Origin of the sequence: Peribacillus sp. NPDC097895 (assembly GCF_050277555.1) — a bacterium.
GTDB lineage: Bacteria > Bacillota > Bacilli > Bacillales > DSM-1321 > Peribacillus.
The window spans coordinates 189,823-216,205 of sequence record NZ_JBNNSH010000006.1; the positions used below are offsets into that span (position 1 = coordinate 189,823).

Genomic DNA, 26,383 nt, shown 5'->3' on the forward strand with positions numbered 1-26,383 from the left:
TATTAAGCATGATATAAGTGTTAAAAGAAGTGGAACATTGGGCTTTATATTTTTTGACCGAGAGTTTGAAGTTGTATCCATAGTGAGAGGATTTGAGTTTGAAATGATAGATAATTTTTGGCGTAATTTACCACGACCATTTTTTGTACTTGCACCAATGGAAGATGTGACAGATGTTGTTTTTCGTCACGTAGTAAGTGAAGCCGGTCGACCGGATGTATTTTTCACAGAGTTTACAAACTCGGATAGCTATTGTCATCCAGAGGGTATGAAAAGTGTGCGTGGCCGTTTGATGTTTACAGAAGATGAACAGCCAATGGTGGCACATATTTGGGGGGATAATCCCGATTATTTCCGCCAAATGAGTATTGGCATGGCCGAGCTAGGGTTTAAAGGCATCGATATTAATATGGGCTGCCCTGTACCGAATGTGGCATCGAGAGGGAAAGGCAGTGGCCTTATTCTGCGTCCAGACGTTGCGGCAGACCTTATTCAAGCAGCAAAAGCGGGCGGACTGCCTGTCAGCGTGAAAACACGACTTGGCTTTGAAGATGTAAATGAGTGGGAGGAGTGGCTAACGCATATTTTAAAACAGGATGTTGCGAACCTTTCTATTCATTTACGTACAAGAAAAGAAATGAGCCAAGTGGATGCACATTGGGAGCTAATTCCGGAAATCAAAAAATTACGTGACCGTATCGCACCAAATACGCTGCTAACAATCAATGGAGACATTCCAGACCGTCAAACTGGGCTGCAGCTTGCTGAACAATATGGTATTGATGGCGTTATGATCGGGCGAGGTATTTTTAAAAATCCTTTTGCTTTTGAAAAAGAGCCAAAAGAGCATAGCAGTAAAGAATACCTTGATCTTTTAAGACTGCAGCTTGATCTTCAAGATCAATATGCGGAAGTGCTGCCACGTTCAATCACAGGGCTTCATCGCTTTTTCAAAATTTATGTCAAAGGATTCCGTGGAGCAGGTGAATTAAGAAATCAATTAATGAACACGAAATCAACAGATGAAGTGCGTGCATTGCTTGATAACTTTGGAAAAGAATGTTGATGGGACGGGGACAGTGAAACGATGTAGCTCTCACAAGTTTCTTTGCAGCCGGCAACTTTTGTTTTGATAAAGTCTGTTTTCTGAAAGAAAAAGGTGTTAAGAATGTAATGAACCCACCAGCACCCTTGTGTTGCAACCTATACTCTGCACATGTGGAAGTAGTCACGAAACTAAAAAGAAAATAATAGGCAGATGGATCCGGGAATCCGTAAATGGTTCCAGGATTTTCAGCTGCGTTTATTCCCATCCATTTGTGAAATAATGAAGGTACTATGAAAAAAGAAAAATATACAGGAGGTTTATGGATGCATAATCATGATATATTAATTCGTTTAAGATATGCGCTGGATATAAAAAATAAAGATATGGTAGAGATATTTAAACTCGGGGATATTGAAGTGACAAGAGAAGAAGTCATGCAGATGCTCACAAAGCCGAAAGACGGTTTCTATGATGAGTACGACGAAGATGATATAGATGATGAAGGTATAAAATGTAACAATACGATGTTGGAGTCCTTTTTAAATGGCTTGATCATTTTTAAAAGAGGGAAACAAGAACCAAAACCCGGCCAGCCAGAAAACCCGGCACCTACTGCAAAGAATAAGGAAAGCATGAATAATATTCTGCTAAAGAAAATGAAAATCGCGCTGACATTAACAAGCGAGGATATGATTGATATCTTGGAAGAAGCAGGAGTCATGATAACCAAAGGAGAATTAAGCGCCATATTAAGAAAAGTTGGTCATAGAAATTATAAAGAGTGCGGGGATAAATTCGCCAGGAATTTCTTAAAAGGGTTAGCTTATAAATATAGGGGATAAGGTTCAATCAAAATATCACTATTTTAACATGCACATCATCAATTGACCCTGATTTCGGGGTCTTTTTTTGAACACTAATGAAATAACGGGAGATGGTCCAATGACATCTCCTGCTCCTGCATACAACTTCATTGAATCCTTTATAAGCGGTTTGAAATGCAATCTGACTACCTAAAACACCGCTGCCGGCAATCGTGATATTTTTAAAATTCATAGCGATTCTCCTTTTTCCTTGGTGTATCTCTTCTTGTTAATTATTACTCATATCAGGATAATAGATGCAGGAATTAGGGTGATATCTATCATTTTCCCCTTAATAGAACGTTTTAATGGTTTATGTCATTCGTTTATGGAAATAGAAACAGTAGAGAACTTTGATAGGATGAATGGAAGGTGGCCAAAACAATTTTCATTACTGGCGCGGGCAGCGGGCTTGGAAGAGGCGCCGCACTCGGACATGCAAAAAAGGGGTCACCGGGTAATTGCCACAACGGAAATCACAAAAGCGGAGGATATGAAAAAGCAAGAAGAGGGATTAAAGAACCAATTCGGTCCGGGAGACATGATTGAAAAGATGATTGAAATCATCCCTGCTGACCACCATAAATTCCGTACCGTCCATCCCGAGAAAACGGAAAAACAGATGAAGGAAACCGAAAAGAATAGATGGGGCATGGAAATCTAATTTAGTCTAAAGGTTATGGGGCACTGTTTCGTTAGAGGGAATAGATCCGAATGAAATGTAAAGTTGTGCATAAAGTGTGGACAAAGGAAGAGAAATGAGGAAGTCCTTATTTTTTTTCTTTTTCCTAATCTTGCGCAAGACTTTTTTTGTTGGGAGGAAACTGCCTTTCTGCTTCTTTTTTTAAAAATGGTAGAGAAAATAGCTTGTACATATTGCTCAATTCAAGAATAAATGATACTTGTCCATTGCATTTCATCCTAAACTACATAGTTTAAAGTAAAAGGTGACGAGGTGTAGAAATGGATGATAACAAAAAGGTGATAACCATTCTAGGAAGTGCGGGAGGGGCCGCAAAATCAATACTTTCCATATTGAATAAATCAGTTATTGATAAGAAGGATCCAATCCATCATTTTATTTCTAGTTGTACTTTACATTTAATCGATATTAAACAAAAAGAAGAAAAATATTATCTTGAATTATTTCCACAGCTAAAAAATCACTTTGTATTACATCAACTTGATTTAAAAGATATAAAGAGGTTTACTAAGCATCTTGAAAGCACAAAAACATTTTGTGTAATAGATCTATCACGGGCGGATACGGTTGAAATACTAGATTGCTGTAATGCATTAGGCGTAAATTATATTAATTCCGCTTTAGAAAAAACAACGATCGATGAAAAGGAAGAATTATCTCATGGATTTCCTTTAATTGATCGATTCAGGCATTTTGAAAAGTATAAAGATCAATTTTCAAATTCAACAGCCATCATTGGTTCGGGAATGAATCCAGGTGTGGTTCAATGGATGGCCATTGAACTTTTAAAGAAAGATTCAGAGGAACGTCCGCTTGGCTGTTATATTGTAGAGCATGACAATTATTTTTTTAAGGACAAAGCGAAGGCAAAAAAGGACGTCATTTATACAACTTGGTCGCCCGAAGGCTTTCTGGATGAGGCCATATCAAGCTACCCGATGTTTATGAATCACCATACGCCGCTCTTTTTATATGAAAATGTTTATGATGTGGATTTCAAAGTCACTCTAGGGGACAAGCAGTTTTACGGTTGTTTAATGCCTCATGAAGAAGTATATACCTTGGGCAAATTGTTTGATATGGAAGGCGGCTTTTTATATAAGGTAAATGACCATACGACGGAGTTAATCCGCTCGAAACTGGATGACGTAGATCAATTATGGGACCATGAAATGGAGGTTCTCGATCCGCTTAAAGACGAACTTGAAGGGGAAGATCTAGTAGGTGTCCTTATTGTTTATCAACAAAAAGAGCATTATATGTATAATGTACTAAGTAATGCCGATATCTTTTCCAAATACAAAACCAATGCCACATACTTTCAAGTGGCCTGCGGTATATATGCTGCCTTATCGGTGCTGCTAATGGATCAAATCCCAAAAGGGGTTTATTATGTAGATGAGTTATTGTTAAAAACGAATAATCAGTATGGACAATATTTGACCTACTATATGACGGATTTTGTAATAGGGGAAAATAATCATTCAGATGGTCCATTACTTCATAGGATGAAAAGGTGGCCCCATAACAATTGAAGCCGTATCGGTTCAATTAAGAATGAAGATAATCGCAAAAATCATGAGTGCTTTTCAGATGTACGTGAAGAAATTTCAATAAAGTTGTGCACAAGTTGTGGATAAAGGAAGGGGAATAGGGAAAATCCTTATTCTTCAAATCTTTCTCCTGACTATGTGCATAACTTTTTTTGTTTGTTGAAGAAATTGCTTTCCATTCATATATATCGTATTATAAGGTATATTCTTAAAATACGATATAATGAGGGATGAAATGTTGAAAGAAATTGTGCAGGTAAATCAACTTTGGACGGATATTTACTATCAATTGCGTTATACCCATCAAGAAAAAATCACTCACCAAAGCATAAGGATCATGCAAGTTATTCAAAAAGAAAATGAAGTGGGGATAAAAGAAATTGCTAAAGCCATTCAAGTGTCCCATAACACCGCTTCAGAACATATTAAACGCTTATTAGAGAAAAAGTATGTATGTAAAACCCGCAGCATCAAGGATGAGCGTAAGGTGATTCTAATGCTTACTGAATTGGGAAGTGATGTTTTGCACCGACATTCCAGTCTCGATGAAGAAAAGCTTGAACAACTTCTCTTTGAAAAAATGAGTCATGAGGAAAGGCAACTCATCTTAGAAGCATTTACATTAATGAAGGAGAGAGCAAAAGATGTTTACAATCGTTAAAATCATCGTATCAGCTATTATCATTGGGGTTATTACAGATTTTTCACGAAGATATCCTACTCAAGGCGGAATCATTGCTGCATTACCTATCGTTAGCGTTTTAAGTATTTTATGGCTATATATACAAGGTGAACAGATGGAAACATTAAGTAAATTTGCTTTAAGTGTGGTATGGGGTATACCGGCAACAGTTGTTATGTTGGTGATAATATGGATAGCACTACAGCATTCAATTCACTTATTTGTTTCATTAGGTCTAGGAATGGGAGGATGGCTTTTATTCTTATTTGCCCAAGACATGATAGTTAAACACTTAATTAGCTAATTTAGGAAAAGGGAGGTCGAGATGGCTAGCTGTGGGCTTTTTTTTATGTTTAAGAAATCCTAAATCAGCTAACAATTGTCCTGCTTCAAGATGTTCTTAAGGAACTAATAGGATAGGTATACTTGAAAGAGCTTATATAAAGGCAAACTATCCAATTAAAGAGCAATGTCAGGCTTTTTTTTTTAGTGAGACGGTTAGCGAAGAAGAATGGGGGAAATACTAAAGGAAAGGATACTTAATTAGAATTTTCAGAAAACTATATTGACAATAAATTAACATTGTTATATATTATTTAAAAGTTAAAATAATTGTTATATAACAGAAGGAGGAGTCAAGATGATGAACATTTACGTTAAAGCCTATGAAAGTTATTTAAAGATTTGTGAAAGATATGAAATGGAGTCGATCAACTTCGACCATTTCATTAAAAATTTAACCAAAGATCAGTTGGATCAATACAGTAAATTAGCTGTTTAATGAAAGGGCGTGATTGCACAAGATGGACCTCCCGGTTGATGTAGATGTAGAATCAAAATAGAAACCCCACCAGTCGATAACGAAAACAGGTGGGGTTTTGTCATGTCCTTAAAGAGCTTATTTATAAAGTCGGTACTCAATTTTGGTTTTAATGAACGAAAGGGGCAGACTCAAGTATTTATCTATTAATCATATATGTTAATATACAAAATAAACCAATAGAAAAATTAGGGGGATGAGTATGTTCTTACATAAGATTGATGAGGAGTTATCATTGAAACTGTTAGAATTAAAGGATACAGAAAGAGTTTTCGAAATAACAAATCAATCCAGAGAATACCTACGAGAATGGCTTCCTTGGCTGGATAGTACAACAAAACTTGAAGATACAAAAGGGTTCATTAATATGGCTTTACAAGGTCTTGCTGAAAACAAGAGTGTTCATACAGTTATTATGTATAACGGACAAATTGTTGGTGTAGCAGGTTATAACCAAATAAATTGGTCAAACAAAACTGCATATATTGGGTATTGGCTCGGAGAAGATTATCAAGGAAATGGAATTATGACAAGAGTAGCTAAGTCATTGACTGAGTATGCATTTAATGAATTGAATTTAGATAAAGTGGAAATTAGGGTGGCTGTGGAGAATAAGAAAAGTAGAGGAATTCCCGAAAGATTGGGTTTTGTTAATGAAGGGTGTATCAGACAAGCAGAATGGTTGTATGACCAGTATGTTGACCACATTGTTTACGGTATGTTAGCTAAGGAATGGGGAAAATAGTATTTCATACCTTGATGAACCAGCAATTGTTTAAGATCGGAGCTGTCTTAAAGGCAGCTTTTTCTTATGGAACTAAGGGGAGGTTAGTTGAATAAGCTTAGTGTAGACGTTCTGCCCAGTGAACATATGTGATAATTAATCAAAAAAAGGCAAGGCGGATTTTTTTGGATTTCAATAACGGTGATATAGTAAAAAAAAAGAAATTACAGATAGTTTTCGGTTCATGAACTTTATTTAAGAAAGGTTGATGAAGATGACGCAACCAAAAGATGCTTGAACCTAAGAAGCTTTGGTCATTTTTAACTATTTAAATAATCAGTTTATTCTGATATTATGAAAGGGATAAAGATGGGAGGAGGAAATAACATAAAAAGCTTATTTTCAATCTTAAGTACCTTTGTGTTAGTTCTGGTAGGTGGAATGGTATTAAGTACTTCTTCTGCTCAAGCGAGTGTTCCTCAGTATTCTTTTCAAACAGAAGATGGAAAATGGGATGGTGAAATTGGAAATCCTAACAAAGGTAGTGATTTAGAGGTAGAACTAGTTTCTCCAATCTATTTAAAGACCTCTTCTGGAAGTAAGTTATTGACTAATTATAGTAACGTATGGGCTCGTCTTTGCAATGCTAGTACTGGAAAGTGCACAGGCTATCATAGCTTAGCAGGTGGAAAGACATTATTCACAGGTATGAAAATAGGTAAATTTTATGTTGATGTAAAAGATGGCTACTCTTCTGGCAAAGTATATGGAAAACTACAAATTATTTTCAAATAACTTGTATTACTTGCTACTCATTCTTAATGGGTAGCTTTTTATATGAAAAGTTTCTAAATTAATTATAATCAAAATATTTTTGTATAATTTACTAAAATTGAGCTTCACCACTGCACTTTTTCCAGAAAAGAAGCGAAGTTTACTGACATGACTAGTGCGTTCACAAAAGCAAAAGAAAATAGTTAATTCCTTAAATTAATTAACAGGTGCTTTACTTCAATATCAGCAGCTCTTTTTCTTATTGAACGGAAGAGGAGGTTAGCTGATTAAGGGACATTTTGATTTAATTAAAAGTTTTTTCATTATGTTGTGGATACTCCTTAAGAGAGTATAAAGTTCTCATTCACTCTTTGGATAATTGTAAGCCAAAATAATTAAAGGACCATCTGAGATGGTCCTTATTTATTTTTACAAATAGATTTTGGTTATTAATTATATCACGCATTTACCCATTTGATCGAACTGCAAAGAGCTTAAACAATAAAAAGAAATGTACAGCTAGCAATAGAGAGATTAATAAAAAATTCAAACTGTAGCTGTTTATTGACTTCATAATATTACTTGCTACTGCTGGATCAAAAGCCATGCCTACAAAGTTTAACAAGTTATATAAACCAAGACCAACCCCAATTTTGGATGCCTTTAATGTTACTTGGTTTTGTTTTTGATTTTCAAGGTAAAAGGTGTTAAATAATCATTTCATTAATCACCCATAAAAATCAGGAATTCAAAGTTAGTATATGAATCCCTTTTTATCGAAGCTAGCGAAGGAGGTTTGTCTTGGCAAGTTCAATTAATTTATTACCGTCACCATTCAGAACTGCCTTGACCATCCATAATGTGAAACCCTGTGCCTGGCCAAATTCGATTCGTGGGGGAAGGGATATTTCCTGGCGATTCACGAGTACATCCAATAACACAGGTCCATTATGTTCAAAAGCCCGCTTCAGTGCATCCGGGAGGTCTGCCGGATCTTCTACGCGTATCCCCATGATTCCCATTGCTTGGGCAACGGCTGCTAGATTCGGGTTTTTAAGCTCTGTACCGGTCTCCAAATAGCCTGCTGCCTTCATTTCCAATTCGACAAAGCTTAGCGCACTGTTATTGAAAACGATGATCTTTACGGGCAGGTTATGCTGTTGGAGAGTTAGCATATCTCCCATTAACATGGCAAGGCCACCGTCGCCTGAAAGGGCAATAACTTGCCTACCTGAATCGATGCACTGAGCCCCAATTGCTTGTGGCAAGGCATTTGCCATCGAACCGTGGTTGAATGATCCCAATAATCTTCTTTTCCCATTCATTTCGAGGTACCTGGCTGCCCACAAGGTAGGTGTTCCGACGTCACATGTAAATACAGCATCCTCACTGGCAAGATCACTGACCATTTTCGTTAAATATTGAGGGTGAATCGGTGTATGGCCTGGTTTCCCTACCGCAAGTTCATCAAGCCCTTCGCGGACATCTTTATAATGATCCACATATTTATCCAGGTGCCGTGAGCCATGCGTCTCTGTTAGGTAAGGAAGCAAAGCTTCGACCGTGTTCTTGACATCACCGCAAAGTCCCAAGGCTAGATTGGCCCGGCGCCCAAGATTCTCTGCCCTTAGGTCAACCTGAAGGATACTGGCTTTCTTAGGAAAGAATTGTCTATAAGGGAAATCGGTACCGAGCATCAGCAATACATCACAATCCATCATTGCGTGAAAGCCGGAAGAGTAGCCGATTAGGCCGGTAAGACCTACAGAGTAAGGGTTATCATACTCTAGATGTTCTTTTCCCCTTAGGGCAATGACCATAGGGGACTTCAATCGGTCACAGAGTTCCATTAGTTGTGAATGGGCGCCTTCACATCCTGCACCGCATAATAAAGTAATCCGTTTTCCGCCATTTAGATATTCCGCCAGTTTCTTCAATTCGTCATCGGATGGACGAACAACAGGCCGTGTCACATGTACAACCTGTTCCGGAACGGTTTGATTGTCAGGCATTGCTGCTACATCTCCTGGCAGAACCAACACAGCTACACCTTTTCTTGAAACTGCATGCTGCATGGCGATTGTAACCATTCGAGGCATCTGTTCAGGCTTTGTCACCACCTCACTGAAGTGGCTGCATTCCTTAAACAGATGTTCGGGATGCGTCTGCTGGAAAAACTCGCTGCCGATTTCGTTGCTTGGAATATGGGCTGCGATGGCTAAAACGGGAATCCGGCTGCGATGGCAATCATATAAACCATTGATAAGATGAAGGTTACCAGGGCCGCTGCTGCCTGCACAAACAGCAATGCTGCCACTCAACAGGGAATCCGAACCTGCGGCAAAAGCCGCTACCTCTTCATGGCGAACCCCAATCCACTCAATCTTTCCAGAACGCCTGATGGAATCTAGGACAGCATTCAAGGAATCTCCAACAATCCCATAAATCCTTTTCACCCCTGCACGCAATAATGAGTCGATTAATAAATCTGCGATTGTTTGCTTCATTCTTTTCCTCCTGTTTGTTCATAGTGGTATCTGTTTTTTTTATTTGCGGATACAGTCGTAAGCCTTTTGTTGCATAGGCCACCTAGCTGCTCAAAGGGAACTTTATACCGGGTTTCCGCTGCGCGCGATAGGCGGCTTCACCCTGAGTGCAATTATGAAGGACACGATGCATAATATGGCTATAATCATGAAAGTTGGCTTATATCCATTGATGATTGCCCCAATAAAGGAGCCTGAAAGGGCACCAAGGCCGAATCCCTGATATACGATACTATAATTTTTGCTGTGATTTTTTAAGCCGAAATAATCACCCACAATGGCTGGAAATACGGTAATATTACCTCCGAAGCAAAAGGCGATGCCAGCTACACAGGCAAAAAAGAGACCATATCTAATATTCCCCAGGCTTAATACCAGAACTGCCGCAGCTGTCACAAAGAAGTTAAAGGCAATCACCTTCATCCGGCCGATTTTATCTGAAAGGGCTCCCAGGATCAGACGTCCGAATGTGTTAAAAATGGCGATCATGGCAACAGCATTCGCGGCAGTGACTACATCCAGGCCAGCTAACTTTACACCCACATCCTTCGCAATGCTGATTAAATAAAGCCCGCTCATGCAAGCGGAAAAAAACATGATAAACAAAAGATATACCTCTCTTGTCCGCATCATTTCCTTGACGGTATAATTGTTCGAATCTTTGAGAGAGGACACATTAGTTTCAGCTGTCTCGGATGATTCCCGTATAAAACGCGACCCAACCACTACCATGGCCATTACAATGATTCCCCAGTACAAAAAAGTCTGTGAGGCTCCCACATTATTTAATAGCCATGTGTTTATGTATTTAAATAACAGGCTCCCCATTCCGTAAGCCGAAACAGAAATTCCTGAAATTAGCCCCTTGCGCTCCGGAAACCACTTGATTAGGTTGGACAATGAAGTAATGTAGGCCAATCCATCTGCGAACCCCACGACAATCCCTGCCGTGATGTACAAAATCATTAACGAAGAAGCGAACGAACTAGCGACTAATCCCGTGCCAAGCACTAATCCTGCCAAAGCAATTAACCGACGTAGCCCCCATTTTTCCTGAAGTCTCCCCGCAAATAGGGTGGCCAATGCTAGAGCAAAGCTTGTAATGGAAAAGGTGATGGACACTGAACTGAGCTTCCAGCCGAACTTGTCTGCCAAGGGCTGATTGAATAAACTCCAGGTGTAGATCGTCCCAAGACCTATTTGGATGATGATCGTACCAAACACAATGAGTCCTTTATTTACTTTTTGATTAGGAATCATTCTTCCCTCCTTCCTAAGAAACACTTGGGGGACAATAAATTCTTCTATTCTAGATTGGTTTTATTATGACCATCAGCCTTGCAATAATATTCGTGGATCTTCGCAGAGCTTGAAAAGGGAAGAGAAGATTCGTGGCTGCCCAAATTATGAATGGAATAAAGGGAGAGGGAAGAATTTGATATGGTATCTCATAACTTGTTTTAAGAAATGAAAAAGGGCTATTTTGAGGCTTTGATTTTAATGATCCCCTTCACTTTCATATTTGGACGGATATATCATTTCGATAAAATATCGGCGGTGCTGGACCTAACTTTCGTGTTCAAATCAAGGGATTGTCTGGCAGAGTAAGAAGTGAGAACTATAAAGGTACGAGCACCTTCTTTTCATGCTTTTAGGATTTACTTTATTAATTTTTTGTAGGTGATCCCCAACTATGTTGTAGTAGTAGGCAAAGTACAGTGTTTTCATGGACCGCTTAGAAACGTAGACATCCCCTTTGTCTTTTGGTGACTGTTGCTGCAGTTCAAAACAGGACATTGGTCGGAAGGGGAATATCTTATCTGGAAAGAAATAGTAAGGTGGATAGGATGCACAAAAAAAGAGGGAGATGGCGCTATGAAGAAATTACTTACTAGTTTGGTAGTATTAGCAATGGCCCTAGGGATATCTTTTTCCACTGCTTCAGCATCTGCTGGAGGATTTCACCACCCTGATAGCTGGGATAAGAACTCTATTTTGCGGAAGGACACTCATGGGGTGGAGGTCAGGAATATGCAATATATCCTGAATGTCATGGGCTTTTATACGGATTCAGCAGTCGTTGACGTCGATGGGATTTTTGGACCGAAAACCGAAGCAGGTGTAAAGAAATATCAAAAAGAAAACAACTTGAAAGTAGATGGTGTGGTTGGCCCCCGGACATGGGACAGCTTCTCGCAATATATAAAGAAGAATGGCACGAACACATATGGAGCAGGAGGGAATATGGGCCTCAGAATCAAATGGAAGTATGACAATTCCACCTATACATCCGGTTCTAAAGCTTATATTTACGGTAATGGAGATACATTAAGCGACCAGTATCGCTTGTATGCGAATTAAATTTACAGAATCAATAAGGGAGGTTGCTGATACAACCTTTTTGTTATGCAACTAACGGGGCAGGATAGTTGAAGAAGGAAATAAAAAATGAAATATAATAAATTTTAATGCAAAAAATTGTAAATAAAGATTCAGAAGAGAAATATAATACAAAAGGAAAGGTTACATTTAAGATTCAAAGCTTGCGAACATGAAAGAATTTCAGGCTTGGCCTATTCCATGGATTGTAGTGTTAGTTTAGCCACAACTATGCTGCTGATTGCTGGTATTAGAAATCGAGACGTCTTTACACAAATGGTGGATTCAGAGGTAATTGGTTTACTTGATCCGGGAAGGCTAAAAAGTTTAAAGATGATTCAGAAATACATTTCAAAACTGAATGACGAGCACATTTTACTTTTTTCTCTAATTTCATATGTAGCGCATGAAGTTGTGGATACTACAAAAACGCTTCATGAAAAAGTGAATCTTTGGATAGATGAAAATATAAAAAATATTGATTAAAATTATATGGAGAATAATGTGTTTCAAGTCAAAACGGGTGAGGAGGAATGAGTATGAAAATGTTTAAAATGAGTGCTGTGGCATTGGTCGCTGCGTTGTTGTTCCCTTCTGCTACATTTGCAAGTGGCTGGGATTACTTAGGAGAACAATCTCTTTTTTCTAATGGTGCTGAAAGTGATCAGTTTCCCTCTACTGGTGGTGATTATAAGATTTGTCGGGATTCTTACGTGGGTCCAGCTGGTAAGTTAAAAGTTGAATTATGGGAGTATGATCCTGACAGTTATAATGATTATGTAGGGGTAAGATATTTAGATCGAGGCGAATGTGGTATTTTCCGGGGTATTGGTAACTTTGTTGATGGAGGAAATGAAGCAGAATTTTTTGCGAAATCAAGGACTAACAGTGATATGCATTTAATCTTTTATGATTAATTCACTAACTGAATGAAAAAAACTTGGGATTGATTCGTAAATGCTACATTTTTTATAAAACAGAATATTTATTCAAAAAGATAAGAATCCATTTTGATTAACCTATTTCAAAGTGGATTCTTTTTTTGTGCCATAGAATATGTGTTTGCTGAGTGAAAGGCTGCTGAATTGTATCCAGCTGTTTTTTCGTGGTGTTTTAGAAACTAGCAAGAAAAAGAACTTAAATATACGTAAGGATGTTAATTTAGATTCTACTTTTACGGCTTCTTATATTCCTAAATCCTTGATACAAAAGCTAATTCACACATAGTCGAACAAGAAGCCATTACATATAGGGGTACCGCCAGCATTTTGACATAAAACCCACGTTAAGACATTTTATAGAATTAAAAAGATGATTTTTCCTAATCGGGGTACCGCGCGAAACGGAAATTTTGTTTCTAAGCAAATTTCGTCATATATTTAGCCAAATTCTTCTTTACGCTAAGACAAGGTTTTTCTATTTTGGTCGCTTCCGTAAGGCACTTTATGTTATCTAAATATCTATAGGATATACAATATAAAAAGGTTTCTGGATATAAATGGATAATTAATTTATTAGAAGTTAAATATGCAGTTTTAATGCTAAAGCTGCATAAATTAGTTTATGTATTACGAATTATTACGAAGGAGGTAGAAACATGGAATTTTATTGGGGCGGACTAATCTTTTGGGGATTAATCTTAGCTTCATTAACATTTGTTATTTTATCATCATTTAGAAAATCATAGTTATAATAATAACCATAGGCTTTCTGCGTTATAGTTGATTTACTTGAAGGTTGGCTAGGATTTGATACACTTGAACCTTTCGTGTACCAATGTGTTCCTAGAGAAGATGGATTAGCTGACCAAGTACTTAATGATCTACTTTTATAACCAACAGTTGAACCAGGATCATACCATGAGAAGTTAAGTTTTGTAGTACATAAGTTAACTCCTACAGGATCATCAGTTTTTGCCTTTACCCAAGCTGACTTTGATGAAGTTGCTAATGTCGAAATAGTAGGAATTGGCTCAGATATCTCTTTTTCTGTTGCTATATATGTACCTTCTTCTCCATCAACAACAATGTACTTTACCTCGTCAAATACATTATCAGTCGTTGCTTCTGGTTCTAATTCTACTATTTTTTTACAATGGAATGAGAAAATTAACATCAGGCGAACAATATTTTTTGAGGAGACTTAGATTGAAAAAATATAGTATAGGAAGTCTTTATCTATTAGGAGGAGGACTATTTTTAGCAATTGGTTATTCAAGTTTGGCTCAAGGTTTATTAGAAGAGCTTACTACGCAAATGAATAATCCTGAATTGTTAATTGGATTTGGTTATATTTTTCTGATTATCAGCATTATTCATTTCTTAATAAACAGTCATAAAAGGAAATAACTAGTTTACTTTCTGATATTACTAACAAGCACAAAATTAAACAAAAGGGTGCAATACTTCTATATCGGGCTGGAAACGGCTCCTTTTCTTATAGAACTAAAGGGGCAGGTTAGTTAAAGAAGGAATTGGCTTTCAAAACTAGAATTTAAATAATAACTAATGAGATAGAAAGGAGATTCTTATGATAATAAAGGGTTTTGGAGGAATCTTTTGGAGGACTAAAAATCTAGAGGATATAAAAAAATGGTACAGTAAAGTCTTGAAAATGGAAATTGAAAATTGGAATGGTACCATTATTACACCACAATCAGGCAATGAAACTGTCTTTTCCTTCTTTTCTGAAAATGACCGCTATTTTCCAACAGAACAACAAGTGATGTTAAACTTTCAAGTTGAAAATTTGGATGACAGTATCAAACATCTAGAAAAAATGGGCGTTCCCCTTGTTATGGAAAAGACGATTAATGAATTTGGAAAGTTTATTTGGATTGAAGATCCAGAGGGAAGACGTATAGAGCTGTGGGAGAAGTAATAGGATCATAATAAATTTTGTTGTTGAACTAGAACTAACGGGTGCGTTAGCTGAAGATCAGAGCTGTCTTTAAGGCAGCTTTTTCTTATTCAACTATCGGGGCAGGTTAGTTGACGAAGAGCCGTTTGCTTTATGGTATAGTTTATTAAATTCAGTTTGTAATTTATGGGGGAAATTTAGTGTCAAATAAGTTGAAATATGTAATGGGATTGTTTTTTGAAAAAAGAGAAAGTACTAAACGTACTAAACCATTTATACTGATTGGATATTTAATGAGGATATTAATGGGCTTAATTCTAATATTAGTTATAATTAATGATTTTAATTTTGATTTCATTAAATATATTATTCTTTTATTAGGAATTGGTTCAATAATAGATGGATTTGAAAGTTTTTTAAAAAAGGAAGATAAGAGGCAGATGTTATTAGATTTTGGTATTGCTTTTATATGGTTCGTAGTCTTTTTGGTATAGCATTTATAAGTGGTTCGTAATGTTTTTTATGGCACTAAGGGGGCAGGTTAGTTCAAGAGTGCTGTTTGATCTTTGTTCAACAATTGGGCCATATTGTGGAATAAGCAGGAAATTTTAAATGGGTAAAGAAGTCATTATTATATTGAAGTTAATTTAAAAATATAGAGAGGACTTGGGGAATTTAATATGACTGCAGAAATAATCTTTTCATCTAATAAGGAATAATACATGATGGTCAATTACAGTCAATGCTTGATAAATTTAATTTAGGTAAACTCATTTCATCCAAAAAAACAGAAATTGGAGCTATGGGTCAAACAATGTTCGTTTCATCAACGAAAGGAGATTTTGTTTTTAAAGGAAACCCACTTTATACTGGTCAATTGGTTGAGGAAAAGTTCTTTGTAGAGAATCTCCATAAAAGAACAAATGTAACTGTACCAATACCATATATAATTGATGATTCGGAACAAATTTTTGGTTGGAGTTATTCGCTGATGCCTCGCCTTCAAGGCGAACATCTAAAAGCTAATCTGAATTTAGATGACAATTATAAAATTGCTGAATTAATTGCTAAAACTTTATATGAATTTCATACTTGGAAAGTAAACGAATTTGGTGAACTTAATACCGAAAAATTGGACATTATTCCCTTTAAGGATACCTATACTCAATGGCTTTTCAATAGAATAAAGTTTTGGTTGGAAGATGCAAAAAAATATTCAGAAATAACGGAAAAGGATTTTGAATGGGTAGAAACTTTATTGGACGAATCCAAAGAGGCACTTGATAATTTATCCTCTCCGACTTTTGTAATGGGTGATTTTAAGCCTGGGAACTTCTTGATATATTTAGGGGACAGTGGATGGGAAATAAGTGGTGTATTTGATTTTACGAATTCTTATTTTGCAGACCCTATTTCAGATCTAATAAAGATGATTACATATTATTTAGATAACAATGAACGTAAAATTGCAAAGCATTTAGTCAATGTGTATTGTCGTGAATTAGAAGAAAAAGAGGATTTAAAAAAACGTATTAAAGTACATATGCTTCATCAACGGGTTTTAGATTGGGGTTGTGCAAAAGCAATGAATATGGTCACTTGGGATAACGAACTTCCATTTTCTAAATGGGTAGAAGCGTACACAGATTCAGTGGCAAGTCTTTTAGAATAAGATAGAAAATCTTATTCAGCAAACGGGCACGATTCTTTAATAAGAATCGATTTTCTTAATGAACTAACGGGTGCGTTAGCTGAAGATCGGAGCTGTCTCTAAGGCAGCTTTTTCTTATGGAACTAACGGGGCAGAATAGTTCATTCAATTGTAATTATGATTAAAATAGGTTTTACAGTATATTGTTAGAAGTTGATGAAAAACGGTGAGGGCTGGTGATGATAAATGATTATGATTGATACACCAACAGATTATGAAGATAATAACCTCAAATTTGCTTTTTGTAAATGTAAACCAAAACCATTGTATATGTACGCAGTTAATGGTGAATATCAAGAAACCTTATTTGAATTTTGGAAAGGTTATAATGTTTTTCCATTAAGAGTAATCCAAACAAAAGTAATTGAAATTGATGATTTACACGATGATGACAAAAGAGAAAATTATAGAATTAATGTAATAAATTCAAATGAAGAATTAAATAGCCTCTTAAACGAAGTAGGTTGGAAATTGTATGAAGGTAATTTTTATATTACTAATTCATTTAAAGAAGTTAAATTTGTAATGGTAGAAGAAGAATTTATAATGGGGAAAGAATTTATTTTAAGACCAGTATTCGAATTAGGTGAAAATGAAACTTTGACAGAAGTTTTTGATGATGGTCTTATGTTTACTTTAGGAACCAATGATAAATCTTTATTTACAAAGGATAAAGTTAGAGATGTATTTATGTAAAACCTTGTTATTCAACTAATGGGTGCTTTACTTGAATTAAGAGTAAAGCCTTTTTTATTAAAGTAACGAAGTAAAATAATTGAAGAACATTTTTGTTAGTCTAAAGAAAAAAGAAGATAAATTGAGGTAATAGAAATGTATGAATTTAAAGATGAGTTTGAAAGAAAAGAAAAAAATATAAGATATACCTATATTTATTTTATTTTCGCTGTTTTAATAAATACATTCATTGACATTTTTGACTTGGGAATTGAAAAAGTTTCTGGAGTTCGCATAGTTATTAGTCTTTTATTTTTTGGTGTTATCCTTTATTTTGGTTTGCGTAGGAAGTTTTGGGCTGAGGTTATGATTAAATTTTCTGTCTGGCTAAATATTATATTATTGTTCCTCATTATTACTGTTAAGATTTTAGGGTTATAGTTCAAATTAATTTTTAATGTTCTTAATTTCAAAACGATTTCAAGGAGTTAAACTCTTATGATTATATAAATTGACTTTGGTGATGATTTTATTCAATACATTTCTTGTTCAACAAAAGTAGGCAGGAAGATCAACAGTATTCAGGAGGTCTTTCTAAATTGGATTTTTGACGAGGAAAAGAATACAGAATATTGGGCTTTAGAAAATGGGGAAAGAATTTACCCTAATTATGATGCAAAAGCAATTGTTGAATGGTTAAACAATGTAAGATTTAAGCGAGGAATAGCGAAGGCTAAATTAATCACGAATTCTTAATTATGTGTTAAAAAGAAATTATATTTTTAGAGTGTTTCTTAAATGTTTAATGTTCAAACCATAAGATTGTGAAAAATGCACTTAAACTAACGGGTGCGTTAGTTCAACAAGGAAGGTTGCTGAAGCAACCTTTTTATTATGCAACTAAAGGGGCAGGTTAGTGTAGTAAGAAGAGATAAAAAAATAGTGAGAGGGAGATTATTATGTTAGAAGTAAGACCATTAGAAAATATAGATTATGAATTGATTAAGGAAGCAGAAAAAGTTATTGAAAAGAATTATAGATACGAACGGCATCACATTGGTTCAGCGGTAAGGACGAAAACGGGAAAGATTTACTCAGCAGTACACGTTGAAGCGAATGTAGGAAGAATTACAGTATGTGGCGAAGCAATGGCTATTGGTAAGTCTATATCTGAGGGAGACCATGAATTTGAAACGATTGTTGCAGTAGCTCATCCTCATCCACACGAGGATATAGAGAAATGTTGGGTAGTTGCACCGTGTGGTATGTGTCGTGAGTTAATAAGTGATTATGGAAAAGATACCGATGTAATCATTTCTTATAAAGGTAAACTAGTAAAGTGTAATGTAATGCAATTACTACCGGAAAAATATACAAGTGATGCTGAATGACCTTATTCAACTAACGGGTGCGTTAGCTTAAGATTAGAGCTGTCTTTAAGGCAGCTTTTTCTCTATGCAACTAAGGGGCAGGATAGTTCAATAAGCAAAGTGTGTTTGGACTGTGCGGTATAATGAGAAAACATTATTAAATGAGTGGGAGAGATCATTTTGAAAATAACTCAACAATGGAGTAAAGAAAATAATGATTATATAGGATTTGTTCATCAATGTTAGTGAAATAATACAATAATGGATAATTATATGATTAATCAAAGGAGACGTTATGGAAATAAAATTAAGGAAACCCATCTTAGTAGGAACTATTTTTTATACAATTTTAATTTTATATTTTATGTTCTTTGCTTTTAATAGATTAGATCATGCAACCGGCGATTATGAATATGTATTTATGCTTGTTCCGGAAAACGTTCCTCTTCGATTTCCAAACCCAACTTTTTCATGGTTATACCAATTTGGAAACATTGCTGCTTTTATCCCTTTTGGAGTAGTAATTCCTTTGTTGTATCGTTCCAGTTTTGGGAAGTTCATATCCTTGTTTGTCTTGACGATTCTCGTTCTGGAATCGCTGCAGGCTTTAACTTATCTTGGCAGCTTTGATGTAGATGATGTTATATCCAATACATTAGGTGCAACGATAGGTTTTATCGCCTATAGAGTAGGATCTTCTTCAAAAATTTCTTATAAAAAGCTTATTGCTTCGGCTCTATCTATTGGTGTTCTTCTAGTTGGGGTAATCGTGGTCTCGGAAACTATCAATTATGTTGTAGCGACAAGAGAAAGCCCGATTCAAGCATTACACGATGTGAAAGAAATGAATGGAACCATGCCTATGACTGAAAATCTTCCAAGTTTCACCGTAGCAGGCAAGAAAATAGAACCTAAAATGAACGTGTATAACAGTGAAGGGGATAAAAGCAAATCATACACTTACATCTTGGGGAACAAGAAAGATGTGACGTTCTATTCTTATTATGGCATTCCAGACAAGGGTAATTTCAAGGGAGAAGTTACTATACTGGCAGATGGAAACGTAAGAGCTCAGTACAATAATAAAGGGGCAGAATCTTTAGAGATACCATTTTTTGATAAGGTAAACGAAATTACGATTATCGTTTCCGGGAACGCTAAACTATGGGACGTTGGATTCAGTGAAAAGAAGCATTGGTGGGAGTAAAGAAAAAACAAACAACAAACAACCAATGAAACCATGATAATCGCTGAAAGGCTGTCGAGAAATTCTTGAGAGCCCTCTTTTAAGCTATAATCACTAAATTTACTATCGGCTCTTCCATTAGAAGTGGAACTACTTTCTTCATTTGTAAATCGTTCATTATTGTGAAGAAATGTACTTAAACTAACGGGTGCGTTAGCTGAAGATCGGAGCTGTCTCTAAGACAGCTTTTTCTTATGGCACTAACGGGGCAGGATAGTTGAATAAGGTGATATTTGGATTAAAGTAGATATAAGTAGAAAAGTTAATAACAAGGGGTGATTTTTTGGAGAAAAATATTGGGGATGTAGATTTTTTAAAACAAGTAGTAAAAAGACTTTGAAAAAAACAATATTTCCCCTCAGAAACCTAAATTTGAAATCATCGAGAACGTAATGGTTATTAGCATTAAGAACCATTTAAAATATGGAGTAGACTTAGATTGTTTTAATATTTTAAACCTTATTTACCAAACAATTGGACATTTAGAAGAGAGCTGAACAAACAAGAAATAGAATTATTGAGGCTTATGCAGAGTGTCAAGGCATTTTATTTTGATTATAGCAATGAAATGAATACCATTTGTCGATGAATTATTTTACTAAGTTTTTAATGTTTTTACTGATATATGCAAAGTTAGCAGTACACTAATAAAGTAATAAGGTTTACTTCAGTAAAATAAGGTATATTATATTTGTTGAATAGATTCTCTTTAAAGACAAGAAAAGTAGGTGAACAAAGTGGGAAAATATCAGTTGGATACCAAAGGTAAGGTAGCTGTGACAAAGTTTCATGAAAAACAGAAGCCTGCCAAATTTGATAAAAAGCAGCAACTTGAAAAGATACGTGCGGATTATTTGAAAAAGAAGCAAAAACAAACAGATAAATAATATGAATGAAAACATAGGAAGACTAAAATCTCCCTATGTTTTTCTTATTCGAAGTTCTTTTTTCAATTGATGATAGAGTTTATTATTCCCATAAATTTCAGATTCGGTGACAAAAAACTCGTCATCAGATATCCATTCCTCACTAAAATTTTCAGTAGCAGAATCAATAGACCAGCCGTTATTTTGCAGAAATTTTTAAAACATTTGGATACTCACCTGGCTTAGGTAGCTGAATAAAAAGATAAGTCTCGATCTTTTCAGCAAGATACTTTCTAAACACCCCACACTCAAAGAAAGTCAGGGAATACGTGCTTTACATCAATAAGGGAGGTTATGGAGGAAGGAGTATTGAGCAAACTACAAAGTTTTATCAAATGCATCTGAAATCGACTACTACTTCATACTGAACAAGGTTCAGCGCTCATTTTTCATTTTAGGGCAAGATTGCGGAGTAACATCAAAAGGTAAAATGGGTATTTATGTTAATTTTTTGAAGTTGTAAAGGATTGTACTTAAAGTAACGGGGCATTTTAGTAGAAGAGCTGTGTTTATTTTATGTGTAACAATGTGACCATATTTTTGAAAAAGAAAAAGAAATAATAGAAAATGAATAGGACTTGATATATAGCTGTATGTTAACTTTTATTTAGGAGTGGGAAGATGAGAGATATTTCGATATTAATTGCTGATGATGAGGAGGAAATTGCTGATCTGATTGCCATCCATTTAGAAAAAGAAGGGTACCATGTTATTAAAGTATCGGATGGACAAGAGGCTGTTAGTGTTGTCGAGACTCAATCGATTGATTTGCTGATTTTGGATATTATGATGCCGAAAATGGATGGGTATGAAGTAACCTGCCGCGTTCGTGAAAAGCATAATATGCCTATCATATTTTTGAGTGCTAAAACATCTGATTTCGATAAAGTACAGGGCCTGGTAATTGGAGCAGACGATTATATGACTAAACCATTCACCCCGATAGAATTGGTTGCTCGTGTAAATGCTCAGCTCAGACGTTTTATGAAGCTAAATCAACCTAAAACAGATACAGATAATAAAACCTGCGTGGAATATGGTGGATTAGTTATATCTCCTGATCAACGTACAGTTACTATACATGGGGAAAGTATCGAGCTAACACCGAAAGAGTTTGATATTTTGTATTTACTAGCGATTCATCCAAAGAAAGTTTTTAGTGTGGAAAATATTTTTCAACAGGTGTGGGGTGAAGCATACTTTAAAGATGGTAATACCGTTATGGTTCATATACGTACGCTTCGGAAAAAACTTGAAGAAGATAAAAGGAAAGACAAATGGATTAAGACAGTATGGGGAGTAGGGTATACATTCAATGGTTAAAATGATGCGCAGTTTTCGTTCAAAGATGGTGTTGTTATTTGGTTTAAGTATGTTTCTATCAGGTATCATAACGTATCTAATCTTTATAGGACTGCAGTACTATTACCACACAATGGTTCATTATGATGATCCTATGGCTCAGTTTCGTTTTTTTGCGAGGAGATTCGGAGACTTTAATATCTTTTTTATATTATTTATTTTACTATCTTTCCTTTTTTTCTTTTTCCTTACTAAGCCCTATTCTACCTATTTTAATGAGATTTCAAAAGGAATTCATTACCTCGCACGCGGTGACTTTAAACACAAGGTACATATCCGATCAAATGATGAGTTTAGGGATATTGCGCTAGACATTAATTTGGCAAGTGAAAAATTGGAAGAAGCGATTCAACGAGGAGATTTTTCGGAAAGCAGTAAGGATCAATTGGTCGTAAATTTAGCTCATGATTTGCGGACTCCACTTACCTCTGTTTTAGGATATTTGGATTTAATCCTTAAGGATGAGAGCTTGACTAAAGAACAAGTACGACATTTTTTAACGATAGCCTTTACTAAATCTCAACGTTTAGAAAGGCTAATTGATGAATTATTCGAGATAACTAGAATGAACTATGGAATGCTGCCAGTTGAAAAAAAGAAAATAAATTTAACTGACTTACTTAATCAATTAAAGGAAGAATTGTATCCTGTATTCGAAAAAAATCATTTGATTGCACGGATGAATAGTACTCCACATTTACCCATTTTTGGTGATGGAGATTTGATAGCACGTGTGTTTGAAAATCTTATGACTAATGCAATTCGATATGGATATGAAGGTCAATATGTCGATATTAACGGTTTTATTGATGCAGATAAAGTAGTAGTTCAAATTGTGAATTATGGAGATAGCATTCCTCCAGATGAACTCCCATATCTCTTTGATATGTTCTATACCGGAGACAAAGCACGAACTCATCAAGAAGATAGCACAGGTCTTGGCTTATTCATTGCGAAGAATATTGTAGAGCAGCATTATGGATCGATTACTGCCGAAAGTAGCGTAATACAGACAATTTTTGAAGTCAGGTTACCACTGGAAAGTGAACTAAATAATTTAGAAAAGTTAAATTCAAGTATATGATTTAAGAAATATTTAATATTTACCCTACTCTTTTTTTAAATAGTTTTACCTATTCTTTTAAGTAAAGAAGAATAAGGAGGAAACTGAAAAATGAAGAAGTGGGGATTTTTATTGTTATTATTATTGTGCTTGTGTTTAACTTTCATAAATATTGAACCGTTTTTTGAACCAAAAGAAGAAATACAAAATTATGATCACTATGAAAATGATAAAGTAGAGGATAGAAGGATTTCTGGAAATCTCCAAAAAAAAGAGATTACAGAAGAACAAATCTATCAAGGAAATCTGCTTTTGGTCAACAGTGAATATCCGGTTCACCCCGAAAGTATAAAATCGGATGTCATCAATCTATCTACGCACAATGTATTGACAAAGGGGTACGGATTGTTAGAAAGCGCAATTTATTTGTCAGAGGATATAGCACGTAGATTTTCAGAGATGATTACTGCTGCAGAAAAAGAAGGAGTTCGTAATTTCTCCATTACTAGTGGCTTTCGAGACTTTGATAAGCAAAGTGTACTTTATCAAGAAATGGGTTCTGCCTATGCGTTGCCAGCCGGCTATAGCGAACACAACTTGGGCTTATCGCTTGATGTAGGATCTACTCAAATGAAGATGGCTGAAGCATCTGAAGGAAAGTGGATAGAAAAAAACGCTTGGAAATACGGGTTCATTTTACGCTATCCAAAGGATAAAACGGATGTAACAGGAATTCAATATGAACCGTGGCATATCCGCTATGTTGGTTTGCCACATAGTGCGATTATGAAGGAAAAGAACTTTGCTTTAGAAGAATATTTAGATTACCTAAAAGAAGAAAAACATATTTCTGAAAGTATTAATGGGGAAAAATACTCGATTACTTATTACTCCATTTCTCAAAGCAGGACGTTTAACGTACCTGATAATAGTTATTTTGAGATTTCAGGTAACAATATGGATGGAGTAATTGTGACCGTTTACCAAATTAATTATCGGGTAAAATGTTAAATAGATGATAAACATTTAGGACGAAGAAAAGTTAGAGTTATAACGTGGGTGAAACTTATGAAAAGAAAGACAATAACAATTGGAGTATGGATGTTATTCGCCATATACTTAGTATTTTTAACTATTGGGATTCTATTTAAATTCCGTTTACAGCTGTTTGATTATAGTGTTTTATTTAACTTCGACATACAACGAGTTTTATGGAAAATAAAAATCAGTAATTTCATACCATTTAGAACGATAATAGACTATTTATTCATTTCGGACTTAAACAGTAATATACGGTACATTAATTTAATTGGAAATATTGTAGCATTTGTACCTTTGGGATTATTTTTACCGATGTTATCAACAAAACTAATAAATGCAAAAAAGATAGTGTTTCTAGGATTTGCAATTAGTTTATTTTATGAGTTAGTCCAGCTAATACTTTCTATTGGTCAATTCGATGTTGATGATATTATCTTAAACGTTGTTGGTACCTATATTGGTTACCTGATTTTTAAATTATGTGTAATTAGTATTACTAAATTAAATATTCCGTTCTTTCGCTAAGGTATCTTTTGTAAAGAGCACAGGGAACGCATCCAAAGAGGTTCCCTTATTATTTATCCTTACTATCAACAGTATGGTTTAACAGAGCCAATTCATTAAAAAAGAGCCGTGATTTCTATTGTGAAATCGACGGCTCTTTTTAATTGTTATGTCGATTGATAATTCAAGCGTTAAATAACATTTCCTACACCTCAACCGAACGGGTTATCTAATCACTAGGTGGTGGCTATTTAATATGGCGAGTTTGTTTCTTAGTTATCTTCTGCATTTTATATAATTCGCAGATCATGTAAAGTAAAGGGAGACTTGGCGATTTATGGCTATAACCATGATTAAGAACTCCTAAATCCATGTGTTTTTAATTTTACGAGGTAATTTTAGAATATAGGAGATGTATATTTGATGAAACAAAACAAATATGATGATTCGAAATTCTTTTCTGCATATAAACAAATGCCACGTTCAATCAAAGGACTTGAAGGTGCGGGAGAATGGCATGTATTCAGATCATTGATACCAGAATTACGAAATAAAAATATGCTTGATTTAGGATGCGGTTTCGGTTGGCATTGTCGATTTGCTCGTGAACAACAAGCAGGTTCAGTGGTAGGTGTAGATATATCTGAAAAAATGATTCAACAGGCTCGTGAACAAACAGATGATCCTTCAATTTCATATTTACAAATGCCAATTGAAGACATCGAGTTTTCAAACTCACAATTTGATGTGGTTATCAGTTCGTTGGCTTTCCACTACATTGAATCATTTGAAGGTATTTGCAAAAAGGTGCATGAATGTCTAAAGCCAGGAGGTACTTTCGTTTTTTCAGTTGAACATCCCATATTTACTTCTCGAAATGAACAAGATTGGTATCTCGATAATAAAGGAGATCGTCTGCATTGGCCAGTAGATAATTATCAGTCAGAGGGGGTACGAGACACTTCATTCTTAACAGGAAATGTAATTAAATATCATCGTACAATCTCAACATATATAAATGACTTACTTAGGGCTGGATTTGCATTAAAAGCCGTTAAAGAACCCATGCCTTCAGAAGAAATGTTGAAGAACAATTCACTGATGAAAGATGAGAAACGAAGGCCAATGTTCTTGATTATTTCAGTAGAAAAAGAAAGTGCTTCAAACTAACAGAGATATAATGAATCCTTATGTGAGAGTTTTTAGCATTTTCTACTGAACAAACGGGTGCTTTACTTCAATAAGGAAGGTTGCTGGGGCAGCCTCTTTCTTATTGAACTAGAGGTAGTTTAGTTGGAAAAGCTTAGTGTAAACGCACAGTGAATGACGTTTGCTTTCATATTATGACTGTATGGATATATGTAGTACAGTCTCTCGGGTTATTCGTACTGTGACATAGCAAAATAACAGCCACTGATGTTTCTGTTTCTTTTTTTTGGAATTTGTAAAATTATAAATAGGGATAGTCCAATCACTATCCCTAACATTACATATGATTTCTATTAACGAGTTCTTCCGCCTAATTGTTGTTCAG

Annotated in this window: 29 protein-coding genes and 2 pseudogenes; 26 read left to right on the forward strand and 5 right to left on the reverse strand. The window is 35.4% G+C overall.

All coding sequences use genetic code 11. The features are described from left to right. The first annotated feature begins 103 nt into the window (after positions 1–103). Positions 104–1,066: a tRNA dihydrouridine synthase gene (locus ACQKMH_RS23425; RefSeq protein WP_427589755.1), complete on the forward strand. Its 963-nt coding sequence runs from the start codon at positions 104–106 to the stop codon at positions 1,064–1,066. Positions 1,067–1,371: 305 nt separating this feature from the next. Further along, positions 1,372–1,890 (forward strand): DUF1456 family protein, encoded by a 519-nt coding sequence (locus ACQKMH_RS23430; RefSeq protein ID WP_427589756.1) that lies wholly within the window; start codon positions 1,372–1,374, stop codon positions 1,888–1,890. 121 nt (positions 1,891–2,011) lie between these two features. On the opposite strand, the pseudogene ACQKMH_RS23435 reads toward ACQKMH_RS23430, so the two are convergent. Then, a pseudogene (locus tag ACQKMH_RS23435) lies at positions 2,012–2,104 on the reverse strand (3-hydroxyacyl-CoA dehydrogenase); the annotation flags it as partial. A 33-nt stretch (positions 2,105–2,137) separates the two neighbouring features. Here ACQKMH_RS23435 and ACQKMH_RS23440 point away from each other — a divergent pair. The 7 genes from ACQKMH_RS23440 (at position 2,138) to ACQKMH_RS23470 (ending at position 7,188) form a co-directional block, all read left to right on the forward strand. After that, a complete protein-coding gene (locus ACQKMH_RS23440; RefSeq protein ID WP_427589757.1) occupies positions 2,138–2,575 on the forward strand; it encodes a hypothetical protein in 438 nt (145 codons plus the stop codon). A gap of 299 nt (positions 2,576–2,874) precedes the next feature. Continuing rightward, positions 2,875–4,149 carry an S-adenosylmethionine decarboxylase related protein gene (locus ACQKMH_RS23445; RefSeq protein WP_427589758.1) on the forward strand — a complete coding sequence of 425 codons (1,275 nt, stop codon included), beginning with the start codon at positions 2,875–2,877 and terminating at the stop codon, positions 4,147–4,149. Positions 4,150–4,402: 253 nt separating this feature from the next. Further along, the gene (locus tag ACQKMH_RS23450) at positions 4,403–4,828 is read left to right on the forward strand and encodes a MarR family winged helix-turn-helix transcriptional regulator (protein ID WP_427589759.1); all 426 of its coding nucleotides are present in this window, start codon (positions 4,403–4,405) and stop codon (positions 4,826–4,828) included. Then, positions 4,812–5,153 carry a DUF3147 family protein gene (locus tag ACQKMH_RS23455; protein WP_427589760.1) on the forward strand — a complete coding sequence of 114 codons (342 nt, stop codon included), beginning with the start codon at positions 4,812–4,814 and terminating at the stop codon, positions 5,151–5,153. Before ACQKMH_RS23450 ends, ACQKMH_RS23455 begins: the two co-directional genes overlap by 17 nt. 336 nt (positions 5,154–5,489) lie before the next feature. Continuing rightward, positions 5,490–5,630 (forward strand): hypothetical protein, encoded by a 141-nt coding sequence (locus tag ACQKMH_RS23460; RefSeq protein WP_427589761.1) that lies wholly within the window; start codon positions 5,490–5,492, stop codon positions 5,628–5,630. A 241-nt stretch (positions 5,631–5,871) separates the two neighbouring features. Then, entirely contained in the window at positions 5,872–6,414 is a 543-nt protein-coding gene (locus tag ACQKMH_RS23465; protein WP_427589762.1) for a GNAT family N-acetyltransferase, read from the forward strand. A 348-nt stretch (positions 6,415–6,762) separates the two neighbouring features. Then, positions 6,763–7,188 carry a hypothetical protein gene (locus ACQKMH_RS23470; RefSeq protein ID WP_427589763.1) on the forward strand — a complete coding sequence of 142 codons (426 nt, stop codon included), beginning with the start codon at positions 6,763–6,765 and terminating at the stop codon, positions 7,186–7,188. Positions 7,189–7,633: 445 nt separating this feature from the next. On the opposite strand, the pseudogene ACQKMH_RS23475 reads toward ACQKMH_RS23470, so the two are convergent. The 3 genes and pseudogenes from ACQKMH_RS23475 to ACQKMH_RS23485 all read right to left on the reverse strand — a co-directional run. Continuing rightward, a pseudogene (locus tag ACQKMH_RS23475) lies at positions 7,634–7,837 on the reverse strand (MFS transporter); the annotation flags it as partial. A gap of 112 nt (positions 7,838–7,949) precedes the next feature. Then, complete coding sequence (gene poxB / locus ACQKMH_RS23480) at positions 7,950–9,674, reverse strand: ubiquinone-dependent pyruvate dehydrogenase (RefSeq protein WP_427589764.1); 1,725 nt, start codon at positions 9,672–9,674, stop codon at positions 7,950–7,952. Positions 9,675–9,776: 102 nt separating this feature from the next. Beyond that, positions 9,777–10,973: an L-lactate MFS transporter gene (locus ACQKMH_RS23485; RefSeq protein ID WP_427589765.1), complete on the reverse strand. Its 1,197-nt coding sequence runs from the start codon at positions 10,971–10,973 to the stop codon at positions 9,777–9,779. A 615-nt stretch (positions 10,974–11,588) separates the two neighbouring features. Between ACQKMH_RS23485 and ACQKMH_RS23490 the strand changes: the two genes are divergently transcribed. The 3 genes from ACQKMH_RS23490 to ACQKMH_RS23500 all read left to right on the forward strand — a co-directional run bounded on the left by ACQKMH_RS23490 (position 11,589) and on the right by ACQKMH_RS23500 (position 13,009). Further along, the gene (locus ACQKMH_RS23490) at positions 11,589–12,074 is read left to right on the forward strand and encodes a peptidoglycan-binding domain-containing protein (protein ID WP_427589766.1); all 486 of its coding nucleotides are present in this window, start codon (positions 11,589–11,591) and stop codon (positions 12,072–12,074) included. A gap of 207 nt (positions 12,075–12,281) precedes the next feature. Continuing rightward, on the forward strand, positions 12,282–12,578 hold the full coding sequence (locus tag ACQKMH_RS23495; protein ID WP_427589767.1) for a hypothetical protein: 297 nt from the start codon (positions 12,282–12,284) through the stop codon (positions 12,576–12,578). 53 nt (positions 12,579–12,631) lie between these two features. Then, positions 12,632–13,009: a hypothetical protein gene (locus ACQKMH_RS23500; protein WP_427589768.1), complete on the forward strand. Its 378-nt coding sequence runs from the start codon at positions 12,632–12,634 to the stop codon at positions 13,007–13,009. Positions 13,010–13,697: 688 nt separating this feature from the next. Here ACQKMH_RS23500 and ACQKMH_RS23505 read toward each other — a convergent pair. Then, complete coding sequence (locus tag ACQKMH_RS23505) at positions 13,698–14,207, reverse strand: hypothetical protein (RefSeq protein WP_427589769.1); 510 nt, start codon at positions 14,205–14,207, stop codon at positions 13,698–13,700. 32 nt (positions 14,208–14,239) lie between these two features. On the opposite strand from ACQKMH_RS23505, the gene ACQKMH_RS23510 reads away from it, so the two are divergent. The 14 genes from ACQKMH_RS23510 (at position 14,240) to ACQKMH_RS23575 (ending at position 26,019) form a co-directional block, all read left to right on the forward strand. Beyond that, positions 14,240–14,440 (forward strand): hypothetical protein, encoded by a 201-nt coding sequence (locus tag ACQKMH_RS23510; protein ID WP_427589770.1) that lies wholly within the window; start codon positions 14,240–14,242, stop codon positions 14,438–14,440. A 184-nt stretch (positions 14,441–14,624) separates the two neighbouring features. Further along, complete coding sequence (locus tag ACQKMH_RS23515; RefSeq protein WP_427589787.1) at positions 14,625–14,972, forward strand: VOC family protein; 348 nt, start codon at positions 14,625–14,627, stop codon at positions 14,970–14,972. Positions 14,973–15,151: 179 nt separating this feature from the next. Then, positions 15,152–15,445, forward strand: coding sequence for a hypothetical protein (locus ACQKMH_RS23520; protein WP_427589771.1), 294 nt, complete (start codon positions 15,152–15,154; stop codon positions 15,443–15,445). Positions 15,446–15,693: 248 nt separating this feature from the next. Next, positions 15,694–16,623, forward strand: coding sequence for an aminoglycoside phosphotransferase family protein (locus ACQKMH_RS23525; protein WP_427589772.1), 930 nt, complete (start codon positions 15,694–15,696; stop codon positions 16,621–16,623). Positions 16,624–16,848: 225 nt separating this feature from the next. Continuing rightward, entirely contained in the window at positions 16,849–17,358 is a 510-nt protein-coding gene (locus tag ACQKMH_RS23530; RefSeq protein ID WP_427589773.1) for a hypothetical protein, read from the forward strand. 135 nt (positions 17,359–17,493) lie between these two features. Continuing rightward, the gene (locus ACQKMH_RS23535; RefSeq protein ID WP_427589774.1) at positions 17,494–17,778 is read left to right on the forward strand and encodes a hypothetical protein; all 285 of its coding nucleotides are present in this window, start codon (positions 17,494–17,496) and stop codon (positions 17,776–17,778) included. A gap of 518 nt (positions 17,779–18,296) precedes the next feature. Continuing rightward, a complete protein-coding gene (locus ACQKMH_RS23540) occupies positions 18,297–18,728 on the forward strand; it encodes a cytidine deaminase (RefSeq protein WP_427589775.1) in 432 nt (143 codons plus the stop codon). Between the two features lie 274 nt (positions 18,729–19,002). Further along, a complete protein-coding gene (locus ACQKMH_RS23545) occupies positions 19,003–19,914 on the forward strand; it encodes a VanZ family protein (protein ID WP_427589776.1) in 912 nt (303 codons plus the stop codon). Between the two features lie 776 nt (positions 19,915–20,690). Beyond that, entirely contained in the window at positions 20,691–20,840 is a 150-nt protein-coding gene (locus ACQKMH_RS23550; RefSeq protein WP_427589777.1) for a hypothetical protein, read from the forward strand. Between the two features lie 660 nt (positions 20,841–21,500). After that, entirely contained in the window at positions 21,501–22,202 is a 702-nt protein-coding gene (gene vanR / locus ACQKMH_RS23555; RefSeq protein ID WP_427589778.1) for a vancomycin resistance response regulator transcription factor, VanR-F/VanR-M family, read from the forward strand. Beyond that, positions 22,195–23,325, forward strand: coding sequence for an ATP-binding protein (locus ACQKMH_RS23560; protein ID WP_427589779.1), 1,131 nt, complete (start codon positions 22,195–22,197; stop codon positions 23,323–23,325). The genes vanR and ACQKMH_RS23560 overlap by 8 nt, the downstream gene beginning before the upstream one ends. 90 nt (positions 23,326–23,415) lie before the next feature. Further along, positions 23,416–24,315 (forward strand): VanY-A/VanY-F/VanY-M family D-Ala-D-Ala carboxypeptidase, encoded by a 900-nt coding sequence (gene vanY, locus ACQKMH_RS23565; RefSeq protein WP_427589780.1) that lies wholly within the window; start codon positions 23,416–23,418, stop codon positions 24,313–24,315. A 90-nt stretch (positions 24,316–24,405) separates the two neighbouring features. Further along, entirely contained in the window at positions 24,406–24,870 is a 465-nt protein-coding gene (locus tag ACQKMH_RS23570; RefSeq protein ID WP_427589788.1) for a VanZ family protein, read from the forward strand. Positions 24,871–25,272: 402 nt separating this feature from the next. Then, positions 25,273–26,019, forward strand: coding sequence for a class I SAM-dependent methyltransferase (locus tag ACQKMH_RS23575; RefSeq protein WP_427589781.1), 747 nt, complete (start codon positions 25,273–25,275; stop codon positions 26,017–26,019). Positions 26,020–26,383: the final 364 nt, after the last annotated feature.

What these genes read in the sequence shown, in the direction of transcription:
- ACQKMH_RS23425 (WP_427589755.1), top strand. Translation starts at nt 104, where the DNA reads ATGATAGATAATTTTTGGCGTAATTTACCACGACCATTTTTTGTACTT.
- ACQKMH_RS23430 (WP_427589756.1), top strand. Translation starts at nt 1,372, where the DNA reads ATGCATAATCATGATATATTAATTCGTTTAAGATATGCGCTGGATATA.
- ACQKMH_RS23445 (WP_427589758.1), top strand. Translation starts at nt 2,875, where the DNA reads ATGGATGATAACAAAAAGGTGATAACCATTCTAGGAAGTGCGGGAGGG.
- ACQKMH_RS23450 (WP_427589759.1), top strand. Translation starts at nt 4,403, where the DNA reads ATGTTGAAAGAAATTGTGCAGGTAAATCAACTTTGGACGGATATTTAC.
- ACQKMH_RS23455 (WP_427589760.1), top strand. Translation starts at nt 4,812, where the DNA reads ATGTTTACAATCGTTAAAATCATCGTATCAGCTATTATCATTGGGGTT.
- ACQKMH_RS23460 (WP_427589761.1), top strand. Translation starts at nt 5,490, where the DNA reads ATGATGAACATTTACGTTAAAGCCTATGAAAGTTATTTAAAGATTTGT.
- ACQKMH_RS23465 (WP_427589762.1), top strand. Translation starts at nt 5,872, where the DNA reads ATGTTCTTACATAAGATTGATGAGGAGTTATCATTGAAACTGTTAGAA.
- ACQKMH_RS23470 (WP_427589763.1), top strand. Translation starts at nt 6,763, where the DNA reads ATGGGAGGAGGAAATAACATAAAAAGCTTATTTTCAATCTTAAGTACC.
- poxB (WP_427589764.1), bottom strand. Translation starts at nt 9,674, where the DNA reads ATGAAGCAAACAATCGCAGATTTATTAATCGACTCATTATTGCGTGCA.
- ACQKMH_RS23485 (WP_427589765.1), bottom strand. Translation starts at nt 10,973, where the DNA reads ATGATTCCTAATCAAAAAGTAAATAAAGGACTCATTGTGTTTGGTACG.
- ACQKMH_RS23490 (WP_427589766.1), top strand. Translation starts at nt 11,589, where the DNA reads ATGAAGAAATTACTTACTAGTTTGGTAGTATTAGCAATGGCCCTAGGG.
- ACQKMH_RS23500 (WP_427589768.1), top strand. Translation starts at nt 12,632, where the DNA reads ATGAAAATGTTTAAAATGAGTGCTGTGGCATTGGTCGCTGCGTTGTTG.
- ACQKMH_RS23505 (WP_427589769.1), bottom strand. Translation starts at nt 14,207, where the DNA reads ATGTTAATTTTCTCATTCCATTGTAAAAAAATAGTAGAATTAGAACCA.
- ACQKMH_RS23525 (WP_427589772.1), top strand. Translation starts at nt 15,694, where the DNA reads ATGCTTGATAAATTTAATTTAGGTAAACTCATTTCATCCAAAAAAACA.
- ACQKMH_RS23530 (WP_427589773.1), top strand. Translation starts at nt 16,849, where the DNA reads ATGATTATGATTGATACACCAACAGATTATGAAGATAATAACCTCAAA.
- ACQKMH_RS23535 (WP_427589774.1), top strand. Translation starts at nt 17,494, where the DNA reads ATGTATGAATTTAAAGATGAGTTTGAAAGAAAAGAAAAAAATATAAGA.
- ACQKMH_RS23540 (WP_427589775.1), top strand. Translation starts at nt 18,297, where the DNA reads ATGTTAGAAGTAAGACCATTAGAAAATATAGATTATGAATTGATTAAG.
- ACQKMH_RS23545 (WP_427589776.1), top strand. Translation starts at nt 19,003, where the DNA reads ATGGAAATAAAATTAAGGAAACCCATCTTAGTAGGAACTATTTTTTAT.
- vanR (WP_427589778.1), top strand. Translation starts at nt 21,501, where the DNA reads ATGAGAGATATTTCGATATTAATTGCTGATGATGAGGAGGAAATTGCT.
- ACQKMH_RS23560 (WP_427589779.1), top strand. Translation starts at nt 22,195, where the DNA reads ATGGTTAAAATGATGCGCAGTTTTCGTTCAAAGATGGTGTTGTTATTT.
- vanY (WP_427589780.1), top strand. Translation starts at nt 23,416, where the DNA reads ATGAAGAAGTGGGGATTTTTATTGTTATTATTATTGTGCTTGTGTTTA.
- ACQKMH_RS23570 (WP_427589788.1), top strand. Translation starts at nt 24,406, where the DNA reads ATGTTATTCGCCATATACTTAGTATTTTTAACTATTGGGATTCTATTT.
- ACQKMH_RS23575 (WP_427589781.1), top strand. Translation starts at nt 25,273, where the DNA reads ATGAAACAAAACAAATATGATGATTCGAAATTCTTTTCTGCATATAAA.